We start from the raw sequence: 20,576 nt of genomic DNA, 5'->3' as shown, positions 1-20,576 counted from the left end.
ATATGAGTGTGATCACTGTTAAAACCGCCCCAATCGATGGCCAGAAACCGGGCACCAGCGGTCTGCGCAAAAAGACCCGCGTGTTCATGGGGCCGCATTACCTTGAAAACTTCGTGGCGGCGATCTGGTCGGCCATCGGGGGCGTTCGGGGGAAAACCTTGGTTCTTGGTGGCGACGGGCGGTATTTCAATGACCGGGCGGCGCAGGTGATCTTGCGCATGGCGGCGGCGTCGGGTGCAAAAAAGATGATCGTCGGGCAGGGCGCGCTGTTGTCGACACCGGCGGCGTCACATCTGATCCGGCTGAACAAGACCGATGGCGGCATCATCATGTCGGCCAGCCACAATCCCGGCGGCCCGGATGAAGATTTCGGCGTCAAATTCAACACGCCCAACGGCGGCCCGGCCCCCGAAAACGTGACCGACAAGATGGTCGCGGCGGCCGCCTCGATCACCGAATATCAGATCATGGAAGCGCAGGATGTCGACCTGTCAACCCTGGGCACCACCACCCTTGGCGACATGGAAATCGAAATTGTCGATCCCGTGGCTGATTATGCCAATTTGATGAAAGAGCTGTTTGATTTCAATGCTCTGCGCGATCTGTTTGCCGGTGGCTTTACGTTGCGGTTTGATGCGATGCACGCGATCACCGGCCCCTATGCCAAAACAATTCTGGAGGATACTTTGGGCGCGGCCCCCGGCAGCGTGGTGAACGCCACGCCCAGCCCGGATTTTGGCGGCGGCCACCCCGACCCCAACCCGATCTGGGCCAAGGAATTGATGGACGTGATGATGGGCGATGATGCCCCCGATTTCGGCGCGGCGTCCGATGGCGATGGGGATCGCAACATGATCGTGGGGCGCAATTGCTATGTCGGGCCGTCCGACAGCCTTGCCGTTTTGGCCGCGAATGCGCATTTGGCCCCGGCCTATAGCGACGGATTGAAAGGCGTGGCGCGATCGATGCCCACGTCCCGCGCGCTGGACCGGGTGGCGGCGAAACGCGGTCTTGATTGTTATGAAACCCCAACGGGTTGGAAGTTTTTTGGCAATCTTCTGGATGATGGCCGCATCACCCTGTGTGGCGAGGAATCCGCCGGCACAGGGAGCGACCATGTGCGCGAAAAAGACGGGCTGTGGGCGGTTTTGCTATGGCTGAACATTCTGGCCAAAACCGGCAAGTCGGTGCAACAGATGATGACCGATCACTGGGCCGAATTTGGCCGCAATTTCTATTCCCGCCACGATTACGAGTCGGTGGATGCCGAAGAAGCGAACGCGATGATCGAGGGGTTGCGCGCCAAACTTCCTGGCTTGCCCGGCACCGATGTATTGGGCGCAACCGTCGAATCCGCTGATGAATTTTCCTATGATGATCCCGTCGATGGCAGCCGCGCCACCGCGCAAGGGTTGCGCGTGACGTTCACGGGGGGCGGGCGCATCGTTTACCGTCTTTCGGGCACAGGTACGGTGGGCGCGACGCTGCGGGTATATCTTGAGGATGTGTCCGATGATCCGGCGACGTTTACCAAAGATACACAAGAAGCGCTTAAGGATATGATCGCGCGCGCCGATCACTTGGCAGGTATCGCCAAGTTTACTGGCCGCCAGGCTCCGGATGTGCGCACCTAAGCGGAACAGGAATAAAGGCCCCGATATGCACCGACTGAAAGAACTGATCCGCTTTACCACCTTTGCCGTGGCGATTTTGCTGCTTTTGCTTTCATTTTTCTGGCTCTCGATCACGCCATGGGGGTGGATTGGTGTGGTGGTGTTTGGCATCGCGACGTTGATGGGCATATGGGATCTGTTTCAGACCCAGCATGCGGTATTGCGGAACTATCCGGTTTTGGGGCGAATCCGTTATTTCTTTGAACAAATCCGCCCGGAAATTCGCCAATATCTGATCGAAGGCGACAACGAAGAAGAGCCTTTTTCGCGCGAAGAACGCAGTATTGTGTATCAACGCGCCAAAAACCAGGTGGCGGCGCGCCCCTTTGGCACCAAACAGAAAGTGTACGATCAGGGGTATCAATGGCTGACCCATTCGGTGAACCCGTGCCATATTGATGACCCCAATATCCGGGTACGCATTGGCGGGCCAAAGTGTCAGCAGCCCTATGATGCATCGCTTTACAACATCTCGGCGATGTCGTTTGGTTCCCTGTCTGCCAATGCAATTTCGGCGCTGAATCACGGCGCCAAGGCGGGCGGTTTTGCCCATGATACGGGCGAAGGCGGCATTTCACGTTATCACAAAAAAGGTGGTGGCGATCTGATATGGGAAATCGGATCGGGTTATTTTGGCTGTCGCCACAGTGACGGGTCGTTCAACCCTGAAATGTTTGCGGAAAACGCGGCGCTCGATCAGGTAAAGATGATCGAAATCAAATTGTCACAGGGTGCAAAACCCGGCCATGGCGGTATTCTGCCCGGCAGCAAGGTGACCGAAGAAATTGCCGAAGCGCGCGGTGTGAAAGTGGGCGAAGATTGTATTTCGCCGGCCGGGCATTCGGCGTTTTCCACCCCGTTGGAATTATGCCATTTCATCCAGCAATTGCGCGATTTGTCTGGTGGCAAACCTGTGGGTTTCAAATTGTGTGTGGGGCACCGCCGTGAATTCATGTGTCTGGTAAAAGCGATGATCGAAACGGGAATACGGCCCGATTTTATCGTCGTGGATGGCAAAGAGGGCGGCACCGGTGCCGCGCCGCTGGAGTTTTGCAATCATATCGGAATGCCCCTGACCGAGGGTCTGACCTTTGTTCACAACACGTTGCGCGGCGCCGGGTTGCGCGATGAGATCCGCATTGGGGCGTCGGGCAAATTGATCCATGCGTTTGATATTGCGCGGGCTTTTGCGTTGGGCGCGGATTGGGCCAATTCGGCGCGGGGCTTCATGTTTTCCATCGGGTGCATTCAGGCACAGGCGTGCAACACCAACCATTGCCCCGTCGGCGTGGCCACCCAAGACCCGCTGCGCCAGCGCGCACTGGTGGTAAGTGACAAGGCCAAGCGCGTTGAAATGTTTCACCGCAATACGATGGAAGCACTGGCCGAGATGTCCGGTGCGGCCGGGCTTTCCGACCCTCGCAAATTTTTACCGCACCACTTTTTGCAGCGCGACGCCAGTGGCGAAACCGTGACCGGCCAACAGGTTTTCCCGTACCTTCCCGAAGGATTCCTTTTGCGCGGCGAAGATTGCGGCAAAGGGTATCTTGAGCGGTGGAACCGCGCCGATTCAGCCAGTTTTGCACCGCAAGGGGCGTATGTCTAAAGGCCCGTCACAAAGCGACAGAATGAAGATGGCCGGCACATCCGGTAAGCGCGGCGTAATCATCTTCGACCACTGAGACAGCGAACTGTTCCATGAAAGGGCCAAAACGGCCCTTGTCATGGAACGCCGCGCCAAATCCGAATTCTTCCAGATAGGGTGTGATCGCCTGCGATACGCCGCCCACCAGATAAACACCGCCAAAGGGCAACGTGTTCAGGGCCAGATTGCCCGCGACGGTGCCCAACATCCGGGTGAACACCCGACCGGTTTCCACCGCAATCGGATCGCTGCGCCGTGCCAATGCATCCATGATTTCGGTTGAGGTCAGATCGCGGCGCGCGCCCGCTTCGCACGACAACCAGCTGTAAATATGGGTGATGCCGCGTCCTGATAAAACGTCTTCGACAGCGGCAAAGCCGTGTTCGGCCTTTACAAACCGCGACAGGCGCAGGTCTGCATCACTGCAGATGGGCAGGTTGGTATGGCCCGCCTCGGCGGGGGGCACGTAACGGCCGGTTTCAGTGTTATACACCGGGGCGGCGTTAAACCCGGTGCCCACCCCGATGACCAGTTTCGCAGCATGTTCGCCCGCTGGCTGCCCCTTGAGAATACAGCATAGGTTCGCCTCATCAAGATGACCCAGCGCATGACCTTGGGCTTGCAAGTCGTTGAGAATGGATACTTTTTCGGCTTTTGTCGCGTTGATCAATGTATCGCGGTCAATCGTCCAGTCCAGGTTTGTCAGGGTGGCGCGCCCATCGTGCACTGGGCCGGCTACGGCAACACAGGCCCCCCCACAATCCAGATTGCCTTGTGCGGTCAGATATTCACGCAGCACAGCACCCAACCCATCATAGGTGGCATTTCGAAACCGCTGCACCGTTTCGGGCAGGATTTGCGCGCCCTTGGCCAAGGCGACACGGGTGTTGGTGCCACCGATATCGGCAACAAGGGTCAGGGTATCAGCGGAATACGTTGTCATGTGCAACCTGTGATTAACGTGCCAAAGCGGCAGTCAGGGCGTGATAGGATGCTTTTGGTGTGCGCTGCAAGCTGTCGAAATCAACGTGCACAAGACCAAAGCGCGGTTCATACCCCAAGGACCACTCGTAATTGTCCATCAATGACCAGGTGAAATAGCCCTTTACCGGCAAGCCTTCATCGCAGGCCTGTTTGACTTTGGCCAGATGCGCGTTCAGATAATCAATCCGACCCTGATCGTTGACCTTGCCGTTAACCAGTTTGTCATCATTGGCCAGCCCGTTTTCAGTTACATAGATCGGAATGTTGCGCGCATACCCTTCGTGGGCGCGTTTGATAAACGAATACAGCCCCTCGGGAAAAATCTCCCATCCGACCTGGGTTTTGGGCAGGTGGCCTTGCACCTCGTGATGATGGGGCCAGGGCCCGGAATTGGGGGCAATGATTTTGCGGGTGTAATAATTGATGCCCAACCAATCAACGGGTTGCGCGATGGCGTCGAAATCATCCTGCCAGCCTTTTGGCATATGCGGGCCCAGCCCCTCCATCACATCGGTAGGATAGGATTTGTTGAACATCCCCGACAGGAAAAACCGGTTGTAATATCCATCATAAAGCGTGGCTGCCTTGGCCGCTTCGGGGCTGGCATCGACGGGCGTGGCATATTCGAAATTGCACACCGCGCCGAGGTTATTCATGCCCAGACCGCGCATCGTTTCGATGGCTTTTCCGTGGGCCAGCAATACGTGATGCATGGCGTGGGCGGTTGCGCGGATGTCGCGCAGCCCCGGCGCATGATGGCCCAGAAAATGCGACAACCAGCCAACACACCACGGCTCGTTGATCGGCGCGGCGCTCCAGACACGATCACCGATGCGCGACATGATCACTTCGGTGAAATCGCCAAACCAACTGGCAATGTCGCGATTGCGCCAGCCGCCCAGATCGGCCAATTGCACCGGCAATTCCCAATGATACAGGGTGGCGGCGGGTTTCAGGCCCCGTTCCAATAACCCGTCAACCAAGCGGTCGTAAAAATCCAACCCCTCTTGATTGACGGTGCCGCGCCCCTCGGGGATCACGCGCGCCCAACTGGTGGAAAACCGATAAACATCGAAATTGCCATTCTTCAACAGATCCAGATCTTCGTCCATCCGGTTGTAATGGTCGCAGGCCCGGTCGCCATTTTCGGCCCCCACCACATTTCCGGGCGTTGCGGCAAAGGTATCCCAGTGTGTTTGGCCCGCCCCCCCCATGGCATGACCTTCGATCTGATAAGAGGACGTGGCGGCGCCGAACAGGAAATCTTTGGGAAAATCGGAACGTTTGAATTGCATTTTCTATCCTTTATTCACACGGCGAAACGGCAGTGGGGCGGGGCCGGTCGACAGACCTACGTGTAATTCGGCCTCAAGCAGTTGATTTTGGGGCGGCATGTCAGGCGTGGCAATTGCGCGCAACAGCATTTGCGCCGCGCGCCGCCCGTGATCGCGCACCGGTGATCTGAGCGATGTGAACTCCGGCACCGGATCGCCATTGCGGAAATAGGACAGATCATCGTCATGGCTGATGATTGAAATGTCGCGCCCCAACGTCAGGCCCGCCTCGTGAACCGCGCGCCGCGCGCCCATGGTCAGGATCATCGATGACAGCAAAATGGCCGTGGGCGGACTGGGCGCGGCAAGCCAGGTCTTGGTCACGCTAAATCCGTGATATTCGGTCATTTCCTGCGCAGCCATAAGAAAGGGATCGCGTGACAGGCCGTGATTGGCAAGTCCGGTCAGATATCCATCGCGCCGACGATCGGCAAAATCCATATCTTCAAGCCCGTTCAAAAGAGCAATCCGGCGATGTCCAAGTTCGGCCAGAAACCCCGTGGCGCGGGCAAACGCCCGGCGGTTGTTCATATCCAGCCAGTGATATCCTTCCGTCTGGTTGCCAAACCGCCCGTGAACGACAAAAGGCAGGCCCAGATCCTCAAGCAGTTTCAGCCGTGAATCATGCAGCCGGGGCGCATGAATGATCAGGCCATCGACGGTATTTTTGGCCCGGATATCGCGATACACCTTGGATTCGTCGCGGTCCCCGGTCATCGACAAAATCATGTCATAGCCATTTTTGGCGTAAACTTCGCCGGCCCCTGCAATGAAATCCGCGAACACCGGGTTCACCATTTCATGGTGCGACGAAAGGGGAATCACATGGGCAATGGCCATGGATCGCCCGGTGGCCAGGCTTTTGGCGCGTGTGTTGGGGCTGTAATTATGGGCGCGCGCGGCCTGTGCGACCCGTTGCCGCGTCGCCTCGCTCACCTCGGGGTATCCGTTCAGGGCCCGGCTGACCGTGGTTTGCGACAGGCCCAGCAGGGCAGAGAGTTGGCGGAGATTCATTGTTTTGTTTATTCAAAGCGCTATCAATTCATTCCTGACACTAGCCAGTGTTTGTCGGCGCGTCAAAGCCGACCCTTGCCGCACTGCAGCATAAGAGATGGGAGTACCTGTTGGATTTATTGCCAAAAATCGTATAGTGAATTGACAGCGGCCACATGATCGGCAAGCGTAAAATAGTTCAAAGCGCTTTGGTACGAATCCGGCGCAGATAGTATTGGAACGCGCAAACAGCGCAAAATTCGGGAGGGAATTTTCCATGAACAAGATGCTTCTTGCGGGGGCGGCGACAGTTGCGCTGACCGCTGGCATGGCACAGGCCGAGATGCCATTCGCCAAAGGCGAGGGTGATTTCAGCTGGGACAGTTTGTCAGAAATCGAAGCGATGGATTTGTCGGGGGAACAGTTGACCGTGTTCGGCCCCTGGCTGGGGCCAGACCAAACCTTTGTTGAAAACGTGCTCTCCTATTTCGCCGATGCAACCGGCGCTGACGTGCGCTATACCGGATCGGACAGTTTCGAACAGCAGATCGTCGTTGATGCCGAAGCCGGATCAGCGCCAAACGTCGCCGTATTTCCACAGCCCGGATTGGCCAGCGGAATGGCAGCGCGCGGTTTTCTGACACCCTTGGGTGAGGACACAGGCGCCTGGGTCAAGGAAAACTATGCCGCAGGTCAATCCTGGGTTGATCTGGGCACCTATGCCGGGGCCGATGGCAAGGACGATCTATTCGGCTTTTTCTATAAGGTCGATGTAAAATCTCTGGTTTGGTACAGCCCCGAGAATTTTGAAGATGCCGGTTACGAAGTGCCCGAATCCATGGAGGATCTAAAGGCGCTGACCGAACAGATCGTTGCCGATGGCGAAACGCCATGGTGCATCGGGCTGGGCAGCGGCGGCGCAACCGGTTGGCCCGCGACCGATTGGGTCGAAGACATGATGCTGCGCACACAAGAGCCCGCAGTCTACGATCAGTGGGTATCGAACGAGATCAAATTCAATGACCCTGCGGTGATTGGCGCGATCGAAGAATTCGGATATTTCGCCCGCAACGATGATTTTGTGGCCGGAGGGGCCGGTGCCGTCGCGAGCACCGATTTCCGCGACAGCCCCAAAGGATTGTTCAGCTCGCCACCCCAGTGTTACATGCACCACCAGGCCAGCTTTATTCCGGCGTTTTTCCCCGAAGGCACGATGGTGGGCGAAGATGCCGATTTCTTCTATATGCCCGCCTATGAAAGCAAGGATCTGGGCAAGCCGGTTCTGGGGGCCGGCACCCTGTGGGCGATCACCAAAGACAGCCCCGCAGCGCATGCTTTGATCGACTTTCTGCAAACGCCCTTGGCCCATGAATTGTGGATGGCGCAGTCGGGGTTCCTGACACCGCATACCGGTGCAAACACCGATATGTTTGCCGATCCCACACAAAAGGCGCTGAACGATGTTTTGCTGGATGCCACGACGTTTCGCTTTGACGCATCGGATTTGATGCCGGGCGGCGTTGGCGCCGGTTCATTCTGGACCGGGATGGTTGATTATGCCGGGGGCAAGGACGCCGAACAGGTGGCCAATGAAATTCAGAACAGCTGGGATGCCCTGAAGTAATGTGAACCGCATCGGCCCCCGTTCATGCGGGGGCCGTTTTCATCTGAGCACAGGCGCAAATGTCTGCAAGAACAGCCATTTAGGGGGAAAGATGCATCCAGCAATAGCGGGTCTTTTGACCATCGTGATCGGTGTGGGCGGGTGCATCGCCTATTATTATTTCTCCAATCAGTTTTTGGACAAGGTGCTGTTTCCAGCAACTAAAATGGGACGAGAAGAAAGGAATAGTTTTCGAATACGACAAGCTTTGGGCTTTGGTCTAGTTTTATTTTTTATGTTGTTGGTTTTTTTGGCTGTCCCGATGATGCCTGAGGTATTTTCTGCCATTGTCTATAACAAAATTTCGGTAGAAATGCTGGTTGGTGGGGCATTCATCTATAGGGTCATACTGTCCTTTACTATTTCGGTCGTGTTTGCTTTTTTCTTTTATGTATTACTCAGGAATATCGGTGGCGACGCAGGCCATAACATCAATCGCGCCAATATGATCCGCCCTTGGCTTTTTCTGATGCCCGCGCTTTTGGCTTTGGGGCTTTACCTGGCTTATCCGGTTGTTGAAACATTGCGCCTATCCCTGACCGACCGTGCCGCAGGCGGCGCGTTTGTCGGTCTGGACAATTACCGCCAGATGGCGAGCGAGCCGAAATTTTGGGAAGCGTTGCAAAACAATTTCCTTTGGCTGCTGATTGTGCCGGCGTTTTCCACCATGTTTGGCCTGTTGGCCGCGCAACTGACGGACAAGATCGGGTGGGGCGCGATTGCCAAGTCGCTGATTTTTATGCCGATGGCGATTTCGTTTGTCGGTGCTGCGGTAATCTGGAAGCTGGTGTATGACACGCGCCCGATTGATCAGGAACAGATCGGCATCATGAATGCGATTTATCTGTCCCTGGGCGGGGCTGAGCCAATTCAATGGCTGACCATTCCGTTCTGGAACTCGATCTTGTTGATGGTGGTTCTGATCTGGATTCAAACCGGGTTTGCCATGGTAATTTTATCGGCGGCGCTGCGCGGTATTCCCGAAGAAACCGTTGAGGCGGCGATTGTCGATGGGGCAGGGCCGTTTCAGGTGTTTTTCAAAATCAAGATCCCACAGATCGCCTCAACCATCGTGGTGGTTTGGACAACGATCACCATCGTTGTTCTGAAAGTGTTCGACATCGTGTTTGCCATGACCAACGGCCAGTGGGAAACTCAGGTTTTGGCCAATTACATGTACGATAAGCTGTTTCGCGCCAATGATTGGGGCGTGGGCAGCGCCAGCGCCATGGTGATCATGCTGTTGGTTTCGCCGATCCTGATCTGGAACGTGTATAACGCCCGTAAGGAGATGCGGTAATGGATAACATCGCTGGAACCAAATCTTCGCTGACCTGGGCGGTGCATATATCTGTCGCAGTCTTGGTGTTTTTGTGGCTGTTTCCCACCGTTGGATTGTTGGTCAGTTCGTTTCGCACGGCGGATCAGATTTCAACCTCCGGCTGGTGGAAGGCGGCGTTTCCATCCGAACAAAATCTGGTGCTGCGCACCGGTGCGCCGTCCGAACAAACCCAAGAGGGTGCATTGTATGTGATTGAAGGCAATCTGTTCGTCGAAGATGGCACCCCAAAGCCCGATGCAAAGATTTCGGTTTGGGGCACCTCATCGCGCGCCATTGCCGATTATACCGCAGGTGACACTGCAGATATGGGTGATGATGGCCGCCTGACCGTGTTGGAAAACGGCGATTACCGGTTAGAGAACGACACCGAATTTCAGGGCCGCAGGGGAGAGCGTGTGTTTGTCACCGCGACAACCCCGGCGGAATTTACCACCGAAAACTATGAAAACATGCTGCTTGATCCCACCAACCGCGAAGGCATGGCCAAGGCGTTTTTCAATACGTTGACCGTCACGATTCCGGCTACGATCATCCCGATCCTGGTGGCGGCCTTTGCGGCCTATGCGCTGGCGTGGATGGATTTTCCGGGGCGCGCGCTGTTGATTGCCGCGGTTGTCGGGCTATTGGTTGTGCCGCTGCAATTGGCGCTGATTCCGCTGTTGAAATTTCACAACGAAATCGGCATCGGAAAGGGGTATCTGGGCGCCTGGATGGCCCATACCGGCTTTGGCCTGCCGCTCGCGATCTATTTGCTCCGAAATTACATGGTCGGATTGCCCCGCGATATCATCGAAAACGCCAAGGTGGACGGTGCGTCGGATTTTCAGATTTTCGTAAAAATCATCCTGCCGCTGTCTTTTCCCGCGCTTGCGTCCTTTGCGATTTTTCAATTCCTCTGGACATGGAACGATCTGTTGGTCGCCCTTGTGTTTTTGATCGACAGCACCGGGGAAACCACTGTGATGACCAAGCAGATCGTCGAACTCTTGGGCACGCGCGGCGGCAATTGGGAAATTCTGGCAACGGCGGCGTTCGTGTCGATTTCGGTGCCTTTGGTGGTGTTCTTTGCCATGCAGAAATATCTGGTGCGCGGTCTTTTGGCCGGCTCTGTCAAGTAAAGGTAAACTATGAGCTTTGTTGAAACAAATTCCGCGCCAGCCCCCAAGGTGGCAGCGGTTGATCGGGACTGGTGGCGTGGTGCGGTGATCTATCAGATCTATCCGCGCAGCTTTCAGGATAGCAATGGCGATGGTGTTGGCGATCTGGCGGGGATCATCCACCGATTGCCCCATGTCGCGGCCTTGGGCGTCGATGCGATCTGGATTTCGCCCTTCTTCCGCTCGCCGATGTTGGATTTCGGCTATGACGTGTCTGATTACCGCGATGTCGATCCGATGTTCGGCACCTTGGGCGATTTTGACGCGCTGATCAGCCGGGCGCATGATCTGGGGCTGAAAGTGTTGATTGATCTGGTGCTGTCACACACCAGCGCCGATCATCCGTGGTTCAAGGAAAGCCGGTCAAGCCGTGACAATGCCAAACATGATTGGTACGTTTGGGCCGATCCAAAACCCGATGGCACGCCGCCCAACAATTGGCTGTCAATCTTTGGCGGCTCGGCTTGGGAATGGGATGGTGAGCGGATGCAGTATTACCTGCATAACTTCTTGACCGAACAACCAGATTTGAATTTTCACTGTCCCGCGGTGCAGGATGAATTACTGGATGTGGCGCGATACTGGCTGGATCGGGGCGTGGATGGATTTCGCCTGGATACGGTGAATTTTTATGTCCACGATGCGCAACTGCGTGACAATCCGCCCCTGGCGCCGGAGCAGCGCAACGCCAATACCGCGCCTGCGGTGAACCCCTATAATTTTCAGGATCACCTGTACGACAAAACCCAGCCCGAAAACCTGGAATTTCTGCGCCGCCTGCGCGCGGTGATGGAGGAATATCCGGCAATCACATCGGTTGGCGAGGTGGGCGAAAGCCAGCGGGGCATGGAAACCCAGGCGGCCTATACGGCGGGCGACGATCTGTTGCACATGGCGTATGATTTCGATTTCCTGTCGCCGATTTATCCCAGTGGCACCCGCATCAAAGAGGTGTTGGAGCGGTTTGATCGGATCGTGACCGAAGGCTGGGCCTGTTGGGCGTTTTCCAACCACGATGTGGAACGCCACGCCAGCCGTTGGAACCTGAGCGAAGGCGCGCGCCGCCTTTACGCCGCGGTATTGCTCAGCATGAAAGGCACGATTTGCCTGTATCAGGGCGAAGAATTGGGCCTGACAGAGGCTTATGTCGCGTTTGAGGATCTGCAAGACCCCTATGGCAAACGATTCTGGCCAAAATTCAAAGGCCGCGATGGATGCCGCACGCCGTTTCCTTGGGTGCGCGACAATCACAATGGCGGGTTTTCCGATGCCAAACCCTGGCTGCCCGTGGCGGTCGAACATTTGGAGAGGGCGCAATCGGTTCAAGACCAGGCCGACGATTCAACGTTGGAATTTTACCGCGCCTTCATCGCATTTCGCAAAACCCACACGCCACTGATCAAGGGTGATTTGCGCATCGTCACGGCGACCGATGATCTGTTGGTGATGATCCGCGACGAGGGCGGCAATCAGGTGCTTTGCGCCTTTAACCTGACCAACAAGGCCCAACCGTTCAGCCCACCCGATGGCAATTGGCAACAGGACAAAGCCGCGCCTTTTCAAACGGTTGCCTCGGATATCGAAATCATATTGCCGCCATGGCAGGCCTATTTCGCCGTCAGCGATGCGACAAGCAAGACAGGATAAGGGGAAAGAGACATGGCTGACCTATTGCTGACCAACGTTGCCAAAACCTATGGCGGGACTGTCGATGTTTTGAAAAACATCAATCTTGATATCAAGCGTGGCGAATTGATCGTATTTGTCGGCCCGTCGGGCTGTGGCAAATCTACGCTGCTGCGGATGATTGCCGGGTTAGAGAAAATTACCGCCGGGGAATTGCAGATCGACGGTGAGGTGGTGAATGACGTGCCCCCAGCACAGCGTGGCATCGCGATGGTGTTTCAATCTTACGCGCTTTATCCCCATATGACGGTGCGCGATAACATGGCGTTTGCCCTGAAAATTGCCAAAAAATCCCCGCAAGAGATTGAAGAGGCCATCGCCAAGGCCAGCAAGATCTTGCAGCTTGAGCCGTATCTTGACCGACTGCCAAAGGCGCTTTCGGGCGGGCAACGTCAGCGTGTTGCGATTGGCCGCAGCATCGTGCGCGACCCCAAGGTGTATTTGTTTGACGAACCCCTTTCAAACCTCGACGCCGCGTTGCGCGTGGCCACACGGATTGAAATTGCCCAGTTGAAAGAGGCGATGCCCAATTCCACCATGATCTATGTGACCCATGATCAGGTTGAGGCAATGACATTGGCCAGTCGCATCGTGGTGCTGGCAGGTGGCGGCATTGCCCAGGTCGGATCACCGTTGACCCTGTATGAAAAGCCCGAAAATGAATTTGTGGCGCAATTCATCGGCTCGCCCTCGATGAACCTGTTGCCGGGTAAAATCATTGGCACCGGCGCGCAAACCACCATCGCGATGGAGGCCGGGGGAACAACAGTGTCGGCCTATCCTTCGACCGAGGCCGACATGGGGGCCAAGGTGAACGTTGGTGTGCGCCCCGAGGATTTGGTGGAAACCGATGGCGATTATGTATTCGAAGGCAAGGTCGGCATCACCGAAGCGTTGGGCGAGGTCACACTGTTGTATTTCGAACGGGTCGGCGGCGCCGACCCGGTGGTTGGCAAACTGCCCGGCATCCATTCCGAATTGCGGGGCAACACCGTGCGTCTTGGCGCGAAACCGGACAAGGTGCATGTGTTTTTAGACGGCGAATCGCTGCTTTATCGGTCGGGTGGTCTGGCCAAAACCGCCACAACGAAAAATCTGAACGTTTCTGTGCATTGAGGTGCGCAAGGACGGGGATCATTTTTTTCGACCCGGGCGCACCGGTTTTTCAATTCTGGTAACATACGATTAACTGTGACCGTGCCAGACTGCGTCATGGACGTGATTTGGGACGAACTGCGCCGCAGTGAATGGGAAACGGCCGTCGGCCCGGCGCCGTTGCAACAGCAATGGGCATATGGCGCCGTAATGGCGCGACTGGGGGCGACAGTGCGCCGGGCGCAGGTGATTGCCGAGGATGGTACGCACTCACACGTTCAATGTATCCTGCGGCGGATCGGACCCCTGCGCGTGGCGTGGCACGGGCTGCCCACGCCGGGCAGTGCGCACGCCGCCGATGCGCTGCGCGATGAGGGGCCGTTGATCTGGATTGGGCCTGCCCCGCTGGGCATCACTCTGGGCCAGGTGCGCCACCATGCCCAGCTTGACCTCAGCGTGCCGGACCTGCGCGCGCGGCTGCATGGGAAATGGCGTAATCGGTTGAACGCTGCGCAGAGATCAGGATTGATTGTATCGCAGATGGGCGGGGTGCCGAATTGGCTGCTTCGGGCCGAAAAGGCGCAACAAAAGCGGGCGCGCTATCGTAACATGCCGCCACGATGGATTGATGGCTGGGCGCGGTACAGGGCGGATGGATTATTCACGGTAAGTGCCGGGCGAAACGCCGCCGCGATGTCATTTCTGGTTCACGGGACATCGGCCACATATCTGATCGGCTGGAGCGGAGAAGAAGGGCGGCGGCACTCTGCCCATAACCTGTTGATGTGGAACGCTGTCCAGAAATTGCGCGCCGCCGGAATCGCAACTCTGGATCTTGGCCTTGTGTCACCGGACACGCCGGGATTGAACCAGTTCAAGATGGGTACCGGCGCGAAACTGCGCCAAATTCCGCCGCCGCGTTTGCGGGTAATGCCGCGAAAACGGTTCATGCAACAGGAGGGTGTAATCGTGTGACGCGGTTTTATGATGCCGATGAGTAACTTGCTTGTTCATCTGAACAAGGTGTCGATGTGGACAGATGGCAGTTGGCAAATGATCTGTGGCGTGATCGGATGACGGTGCTTTGATACAGGAGTTTCCGATGCCCGCCCCAAAGAACCGCCTGAAACATGCGCTGTCCGAAGGACGGCTTCAAACCGGGCTGTGGATGGCGTTTGCCCACCCCACGGCCGCCGAAATTGCCGCGCGTGCCGGATTTGATTGGTGCCTGATTGATGGCGAACACGGGCCCAATGATGTGCCATTGATTCTGGCGCAATGTCAGGCGATGTCGGGGGGCACGGCATCAATCGTGGCCCGGGTTCCGGTTGCCGATGTGCGGATCATGAAACAGATGTTGGATATCGGCATTCAATCGATTCTGGTGCCAATGATCAACACCGCCCAGGAGGCCGCCGAAATGGTGCGCGCGGTGCGCTATCCGCCCGAAGGCATACGCGGGGTGGGTGCCGTACAATCGCGCGCCACCGGTTTCGGCGAGTTCACCGACTATCTTGCGACAGCAGGCGATGAGATATGTCTGATGGTTCAGGTGGAAACAAGACAAGCCATCGAAAACATAGAAGAAATCGCCGCGGTGCCGGGGGTGGATTGTGTGTTTGTCGGCCCCGGCGATCTGGCCGCCGATATGGGGCATTTGGGCAATATGGCCCACCCTGATGTGGTTGCAGAGATTGAAAACGCAGCTGTAAAAATTCGCGCGGCTGGAAAAGCGGCAGGCATCGTGACCTTTGATAAGGTCAAAATGGTTGAATATGCTGAAATGGGGTTCAACTTTCTGGGCGTCGGTGGCGATATTGCGTGCTATGCCCATGCGGTGCGGAGTTTGGCCAAAACCGCCAAGGATTTATCACGATAAAGTGCTGAGCAAGAGCGGTTGGATCAGTGTGGATTTCCGGCAAAAATGCCGGTCCATGATCGGGTAAATTCGGTTGTGCCCTTTTCTTTCCTTGCTGCCCGTGCGAAAGGGACGCGTCAAACGAAAACTCCACCGAAAGGCATCCCCATGGAGATTCGCGAGGCGCTTACTTTTGATGATGTGTTGCTGGTTCCAGGTGCATCCAGTGTTCTGCCCAGCACGGCCGACACCCGTACGATGGTCACGCGATCAATTGCCATGAACATCCCGCTGCTGAGTTCGGCGATGGACACGGTGACCGAGGCGCGCATGGCGATTGCAATGGCTCAGGCGGGCGGCATTGGGGTGGTGCATCGCAATTTGACCATTGATGAGCAGCAAAAAGAAGTGCGGCGCGTCAAACGGTTTGAAAGCGGTGTGGTCTACAGCCCGATCACCCTGACCCCCGATCAGACCCTAGCCGATGCGAAAGCCCTGCAAGAGCGGTATCGCGTCACAGGTTTTCCGGTGATCGATGAAAAAGGCCGCGTACTGGGCATTGTCACCAATCGCGACATGCGGTTTGCCAGCGATGACAACACGCCCGTGCGGGTGATGATGACCACCGATAACCTGGCCATTCTGACCGAACCCGCCGATCTGGACGAGGCGCGCAGCCTGATGAAGGCCCGGCGGATTGAAAAGCTGCTGGTCACCGATGGCCATGGCAAACTGACCGGTCTGTTGACCCTGCGTGACAGTGAGCAGGCGGTTTTGAATCCCCAGGCCTGCAAGGATCATCTGGGTCGGTTGCGGGTGGCCGCGGCCACAACAGTGGGCGACGCTGGGTTTGAAAGATCACAGGCGCTTGTCGATGCGGGTGTTGATATCATTGTCATCGACACGGCGCATGGCCATTCCGAAGGTGTGGCGCGCGCGGTCGAGCGTGCGAGGGCAAATCTCTCTGATGTGCAGATCATTGCCGGCAATGTCGCCACCGCCAGCGGCACCCGTGCCCTGATTGATGCGGGCGTTGATGCGGTCAAGGTGGGCATTGGCCCCGGCAGCATCTGCACCACGCGTATGGTGGCAGGCGTCGGCGTGCCACAATTGACCGCGATCATGGATTGCGCCCGCGAGGCCGGTGATGTCCCCATCATCGCCGATGGCGGGATCAAATTTTCTGGTGATTTTGCCAAGGCAATCGCGGCGGGCGCATCCTGTGCCATGGTCGGCAGCATGATTGCAGGCACCGATGAAAGCCCCGGCGAGGTGATCTTGTATCAGGGGCGTTCATTCAAATCCTACCGCGGCATGGGAAGTTTGGGCGCCATGGCCCAAGGCAGCGCCGATCGTTATTTCCAGAAGGACGCCGCGAACGACAAACTGGTTCCCGAAGGGATTGAGGGGCAGGTGGCCTATCAAGGGTCGGCCGGGAACGTTGTGTATCAGATGGTCGGCGGCTTGCGCGCGGCGATGGGGTATACGGGCTGTGCGACTATTGCGGAGATGCGCAAAAATTGTGAATTTGTTCGCATTACCGGTGCCGGACTGCGTGAAAGCCATGTGCATGACGTTCAGATAACGCGGGAGAGCCCCAATTACAGAATCGGATGATATGACAATGCTTTACGATATAAAGCTAATGTTTGACATGAAGCTATGACCCCCGGTGCCCGCGTCGCTGCCGCGATAGAAATTCTTGATCGTATCAATGAGGGCGCTGCAGCAGAGCAGGTGTTGACCCATTGGGCGCGGCAAAACCGGTTTGCCGGTTCAAGTGACCGTGCGGCCATTCGCGATCATGTGTTTGACGTGTTACGACAATATGGGACATGCAGCGCGTTGGGCGGCGGAGCGACGGGCCGTCAATTGATGATTGGCTTGATGCGGCGCCAAGGCATTGCCTGCACCACTGTTTTCACGGGCGTCGGCCACGCCCCGGCGCCGTTGGACGAGGATGAAACAGCATCCCCAGACCCAGTTCAGGTATCGGCGACACTGGATTATCCAGAATGGCTTTTGCCGCAATTGAAACAGTCTTTGGGTGATGAATTTGAACAGGTGCTGACGCTGTTTCAATCGCGCGCGCCAATGTTTCTAAGGGTCAATACCGCCAAATCCACCATGGATGAGGCTCAGCAGGCGTTGGCCGAAGATGGTATTGTCACCGAACCATCCGCCTTGGCCGACACCGCGCTTGTGGTTGTGAAAAACCCGCGCCGGGTGCAGGCGAACAAGGCATTTCTTGACGGTTGGGTCGAAGTTCAGGATGCCGCGAGTCAGGCGATTACCGCGCGCGTTCCGCTGAAACAGAACCAACGCGTGCTGGATTATTGTGCCGGTGGCGGTGGAAAAACCCTTGCCCTTGCGGCGCGTTGCCCTGATGCAACGTTTTATGCCCATGACGCCGATCCGGCGCGGATCGGCGATTTGCCCAAACGCGCGGCGCGGGCTGGTGTTGATGTAACCATTTTAACGCCTTCAGAATTGCCAAAATCGGGACCTTTCGATGTGGTTGTCGTGGATGCCCCGTGTTCGGGAAGCGGCGCTTGGCGCCGATCGCCACAGGGAAAATGGGCGCTGAATGCGGAAAAGTTGAACTCTTTGATCGCCACACAGGCGCAGATCTTGCACGATGTCGTACCTTTGGTCGATTCCGGCGGCATCTTGGCCTATATGACCTGTTCAGTTCTGACGTCTGAGAACGAAGTTCAGGTGCAAAAATTCTGCCAGAATAACCTCGAATGGAAGATTCTTGAGCAAAGATCTGTCTCACCGCTTGCGGGTGGGGATGGTTTTTACGTTGCAATTTTAAAGAGATTGTAGCCCCTTATACACAACTAAACCGGGTTCTCGTAAGGTGTGAGATGAGAAACCAAGGTAACGTTAAGGGACATTTAACCAATGCACTCCAAACCTGCAGGTATAAAGCGAACGCGAGCAGGTGATAGAGTGTCAGACTTTACAATTCCGGTCCCTCAATTGGGCAAAACGGCAGGCCCGCTTGCCGCGCGGGTGCCGGTGTTGGCGATCCTTGCAATGGGGTTCTTTGCGCTGGGTTTTTTGCTGTCTGACCAGATTATGCGCAGTATCGCTTGGTTTATGGCGCTCACCTTGATGGTTTTGTGCATCTTGATTCTGGGCCTTTCGATCCGACAGGACACAAAGCGCCGACACCGTATGATCGCCTTTTGCGATATGGCCCATTTTGACACGGACCCTTTGATTTTAACCGACGCCGCAGGTGTGGTTGAGGCGCAAAACGATGCATCCAAAGCGGCGTTCGAAGTGCAAGCCGGAGACAATGCGTCCGCAATTTTAGGCCTGTTCGTGGCAGCCCCTTTTGAGGTATTTCAGAGGTTGCGCCGTCAAGCACTTGAAACAGGACGCGCCGAAAACTGCATGGCACATTTGTCACACTCACCAACACTCACTGTTGTCCAAATGGGTCAAAACGGGCTTATTTGGCGGATGAAATCCGATACCGTAACCACAAACCGCGCCGTGCAATCCAAAGAACCCCCCAAGCCCGCACCGACCAGCAACGTTGCACAGCCTCAGCATACACAAAGCGCAAAAGCCGAAGGCGATGCCGATCTTTATCTCGAAGATATGCCTGTACCGATCTTGCAGATCGCGCCCGATGGTACGGTGGTACAGATCAATCGACGCGCCAGGCAATTGCTTGAAGACGCAGACATTCTGCATCAGCCCCTTGCAGCAGTCGTCGAAGGGCTGGGCCGACCGATCCGCGATTGGTTGGCTGACGGGTTCGATGGGCGGGGGTTGAATCGGCCCGAAGTGGTGCGCATGACGCCAGGCAAGATTGATTTGTATCTTCAGGTGACATTAGGTCAGATCGGCGTCGGGAAGGACATGAAATTGGTGGCGATCCTGCATGATGCGACCGAGCTGAAAACACTTGAAGCCCAATTTGTTCAGAGCCAGAAGATGCAGGCGATCGGGCAGCTTGCCGGCGGCGTTGCGCATGATTTCAACAATCTGCTGACGGCGATAAGTGGACATTGCGATTTGTTGTTGCTCAGACGTGATGAGATGGATCCAGACTTCGCCGACCTCGAACAAATCAACCAGAACGCCAACCGCGCGGCCAGTTTGGTGGGGCAATTGCTGGCCTTTTCACGTAAACAGAATTTGCGGCCCGAATTCCTGGATCTCCGCCTCACATTGGCGGATCTCACGCACCTGCTGAACCGTCTTGTTGGTGAGAGGGTCAATCTGACTTTTTCCCATGATCCGTCTTTGCGGCCCATCCGGGCGGATAAAAGGCAATTGGAACAGGTTATCATGAACCTGGTGGTCAACGCCCGTGACGCGATGCCATCGGGTGGGAGAATCAGCATCGAAACACAAGTTGAACATCTTGCCCAACCAATGGAGCGTGATCGTGTTAGTGTTCCGGCCGGTGATTACGTTACCGTAAAAGTTCGCGATCAGGGCATCGGGATAACGCCGGATAAATTACCAAAGATATTCGAACCATTCTTTACCACCAAGAAAACAGGCGAAGGCACCGGGCTTGGTCTGTCTACGGCGTACGGGATTGTGAAACAGACCGGCGGGTTCATCTTTGCAGATAGTGAGCCGGGCAAGGGGTCATGTTTTACACTGTACTTTCCCGCACTTCACGCCGAAAAACATGCCGTCGCGCATGTAAACACCAAAAGCAACCCAGAGGTTCCGCAAACTGCTGATGGCGTGGTGTTGTTGGTCGAAGACGAAGCGCCGGTAAGGGCATTCGCGTCACGCGCCCTCAGGTTACGCGGTTATTCCGTGATCGAAGCCGAGAACGGCGAAGATGCCATTGAATTGTTATCGGATCCGGCACTTGCGGTGGATATATTTGTAACCGATGTGATCATGCCCGGCATGGATGGGCCAACCTGGGTCAAACAAGCGTTGATCGCCCGCCCGGAGACAAAAGTGGTCTTTGTATCGGGCTATTCAGAAGAAAACTTGTCAGAAACCCAAGCGCTGATTCCCAACTCGGTTTTCCTGCCAAAACCATTTTCACTGACACAACTTACCACAACAGTTCAAAATCAGCTTGATTAAGCCCTGTTGTTGGTCAGTTTTGGGATCCAGTAACCAAATTTTAATCATCTGCCGCCAACATACATGG

15 protein-coding genes are annotated in these 20,576 nt (G+C 56.1%); 12 read left to right on the top strand and 3 right to left on the bottom strand.

The genetic code is table 11. The annotated features are described in order from the left end of the window. Positions 1–2 precede the first annotated feature (2 nt). Complete coding sequence (locus C8265_RS00845) at positions 3–1,634, top strand: alpha-D-glucose phosphate-specific phosphoglucomutase (RefSeq protein ID WP_108482486.1); 1,632 nt, start codon at positions 3–5, stop codon at positions 1,632–1,634. A 25-nt stretch (positions 1,635–1,659) separates the two neighbouring features. Next, positions 1,660–3,279: an FMN-binding glutamate synthase family protein gene (locus C8265_RS00840; RefSeq protein ID WP_108482079.1), complete on the top strand. Its 1,620-nt coding sequence runs from the start codon at positions 1,660–1,662 to the stop codon at positions 3,277–3,279. Positions 3,280–3,286: 7 nt separating this feature from the next. Here the strand turns inward: C8265_RS00840 and C8265_RS00835 are convergent, their stop codons facing one another. The 3 genes from C8265_RS00835 to C8265_RS00825 are packed head-to-tail and all read right to left on the bottom strand — an operon-like array spanning position 3,287 to position 6,650. Further along, the gene (locus C8265_RS00835; protein ID WP_108482078.1) at positions 3,287–4,261 is read right to left on the bottom strand and encodes a glucokinase; all 975 of its coding nucleotides are present in this window, start codon (positions 4,259–4,261) and stop codon (positions 3,287–3,289) included. A gap of 13 nt (positions 4,262–4,274) precedes the next feature. Further along, positions 4,275–5,597, bottom strand: a complete 1,323-nt coding sequence (locus tag C8265_RS00830; RefSeq protein WP_108482077.1) for a GH1 family beta-glucosidase — start codon at positions 5,595–5,597, stop codon at positions 4,275–4,277. A gap of 3 nt (positions 5,598–5,600) precedes the next feature. Further along, positions 5,601–6,650: a LacI family DNA-binding transcriptional regulator gene (locus C8265_RS00825; RefSeq protein WP_108482076.1), complete on the bottom strand. Its 1,050-nt coding sequence runs from the start codon at positions 6,648–6,650 to the stop codon at positions 5,601–5,603. A gap of 256 nt (positions 6,651–6,906) precedes the next feature. Here C8265_RS00825 and C8265_RS00820 point away from each other — a divergent pair, with 256 nt between their 5' ends. The 10 genes from C8265_RS00820 to C8265_RS00770 all read left to right on the top strand — a co-directional run bounded on the left by C8265_RS00820 (position 6,907) and on the right by C8265_RS00770 (position 20,509). After that, entirely contained in the window at positions 6,907–8,253 is a 1,347-nt protein-coding gene (locus tag C8265_RS00820) for an ABC transporter substrate-binding protein (protein ID WP_108482075.1), read from the top strand. 352 nt (positions 8,254–8,605) lie between these two features. After that, positions 8,606–9,592, top strand: coding sequence for a carbohydrate ABC transporter permease (locus tag C8265_RS00810; RefSeq protein ID WP_108482485.1), 987 nt, complete (start codon positions 8,606–8,608; stop codon positions 9,590–9,592). Next, positions 9,592–10,752 (top strand): carbohydrate ABC transporter permease, encoded by a 1,161-nt coding sequence (locus tag C8265_RS00805; RefSeq protein WP_108482074.1) that lies wholly within the window; start codon positions 9,592–9,594, stop codon positions 10,750–10,752. Before C8265_RS00810 ends, C8265_RS00805 begins: the two co-directional genes overlap by 1 nt. Before the next feature lie 9 nt (positions 10,753–10,761). Next, positions 10,762–12,438, top strand: coding sequence for an alpha-amylase family glycosyl hydrolase (locus tag C8265_RS00800; protein WP_108482073.1), 1,677 nt, complete (start codon positions 10,762–10,764; stop codon positions 12,436–12,438). A gap of 12 nt (positions 12,439–12,450) precedes the next feature. Further along, complete coding sequence (locus C8265_RS00795) at positions 12,451–13,593, top strand: ABC transporter ATP-binding protein (RefSeq protein ID WP_108482072.1); 1,143 nt, start codon at positions 12,451–12,453, stop codon at positions 13,591–13,593. Between the two features lie 96 nt (positions 13,594–13,689). Continuing rightward, positions 13,690–14,547, top strand: coding sequence for a GNAT family N-acetyltransferase (locus C8265_RS00790; RefSeq protein ID WP_108482071.1), 858 nt, complete (start codon positions 13,690–13,692; stop codon positions 14,545–14,547). A 127-nt stretch (positions 14,548–14,674) separates the two neighbouring features. Beyond that, positions 14,675–15,451 (top strand): HpcH/HpaI aldolase family protein, encoded by a 777-nt coding sequence (locus tag C8265_RS00785; protein WP_108482070.1) that lies wholly within the window; start codon positions 14,675–14,677, stop codon positions 15,449–15,451. Positions 15,452–15,598: 147 nt separating this feature from the next. Next, the gene (guaB, locus tag C8265_RS00780; protein WP_108482069.1) at positions 15,599–17,047 is read left to right on the top strand and encodes an IMP dehydrogenase; all 1,449 of its coding nucleotides are present in this window, start codon (positions 15,599–15,601) and stop codon (positions 17,045–17,047) included. Between the two features lie 45 nt (positions 17,048–17,092). Then, on the top strand, positions 17,093–18,259 hold the full coding sequence (locus tag C8265_RS00775) for an RsmB/NOP family class I SAM-dependent RNA methyltransferase (RefSeq protein ID WP_108482068.1): 1,167 nt from the start codon (positions 17,093–17,095) through the stop codon (positions 18,257–18,259). A 213-nt stretch (positions 18,260–18,472) separates the two neighbouring features. Continuing rightward, positions 18,473–20,509, top strand: coding sequence for an ATP-binding protein (locus C8265_RS00770; RefSeq protein ID WP_420818839.1), 2,037 nt, complete (start codon positions 18,473–18,475; stop codon positions 20,507–20,509). The last annotated feature ends 67 nt before the right edge of the window (positions 20,510–20,576 follow it).

Source organism: Oceaniglobus ichthyenteri, assembly GCF_003057885.1.
Taxonomy (GTDB): domain Bacteria; phylum Pseudomonadota; class Alphaproteobacteria; order Rhodobacterales; family Rhodobacteraceae; genus Oceaniglobus; species Oceaniglobus ichthyenteri.
The sequence above is the reverse complement of the archived record's forward strand: the minus strand, read 5'-3'. Positions and strand labels throughout refer to the sequence as shown.

Bases quoted from the DNA above. Each gene is read 5' to 3' on its own strand.
- C8265_RS00800 (WP_108482073.1), top strand. From the start codon at position 10,762: ATGAGCTTTGTTGAAACAAATTCCGCGCCAGCCCCCAAGGTGGCAGCG.
- C8265_RS00790 (WP_108482071.1), top strand. From the start codon at position 13,690: ATGGACGTGATTTGGGACGAACTGCGCCGCAGTGAATGGGAAACGGCC.
- C8265_RS00810 (WP_108482485.1), top strand. From the start codon at position 8,606: ATGCTGGTTGGTGGGGCATTCATCTATAGGGTCATACTGTCCTTTACT.
- guaB (WP_108482069.1), top strand. From the start codon at position 15,599: ATGGAGATTCGCGAGGCGCTTACTTTTGATGATGTGTTGCTGGTTCCA.
- C8265_RS00840 (WP_108482079.1), top strand. From the start codon at position 1,660: ATGCACCGACTGAAAGAACTGATCCGCTTTACCACCTTTGCCGTGGCG.
- C8265_RS00820 (WP_108482075.1), top strand. From the start codon at position 6,907: ATGAACAAGATGCTTCTTGCGGGGGCGGCGACAGTTGCGCTGACCGCT.
- C8265_RS00830 (WP_108482077.1), bottom strand. From the start codon at position 5,597: ATGCAATTCAAACGTTCCGATTTTCCCAAAGATTTCCTGTTCGGCGCC.
- C8265_RS00770 (WP_420818839.1), top strand. From the start codon at position 18,473: ATGGGGTTCTTTGCGCTGGGTTTTTTGCTGTCTGACCAGATTATGCGC.
- C8265_RS00825 (WP_108482076.1), bottom strand. From the start codon at position 6,650: ATGAATCTCCGCCAACTCTCTGCCCTGCTGGGCCTGTCGCAAACCACG.
- C8265_RS00845 (WP_108482486.1), top strand. From the start codon at position 3: ATGAGTGTGATCACTGTTAAAACCGCCCCAATCGATGGCCAGAAACCG.
- C8265_RS00795 (WP_108482072.1), top strand. From the start codon at position 12,451: ATGGCTGACCTATTGCTGACCAACGTTGCCAAAACCTATGGCGGGACT.
- C8265_RS00785 (WP_108482070.1), top strand. From the start codon at position 14,675: ATGCCCGCCCCAAAGAACCGCCTGAAACATGCGCTGTCCGAAGGACGG.
- C8265_RS00835 (WP_108482078.1), bottom strand. From the start codon at position 4,261: ATGACAACGTATTCCGCTGATACCCTGACCCTTGTTGCCGATATCGGT.
- C8265_RS00805 (WP_108482074.1), top strand. From the start codon at position 9,592: ATGGATAACATCGCTGGAACCAAATCTTCGCTGACCTGGGCGGTGCAT.
- C8265_RS00775 (WP_108482068.1), top strand. From the start codon at position 17,093: ATGACCCCCGGTGCCCGCGTCGCTGCCGCGATAGAAATTCTTGATCGT.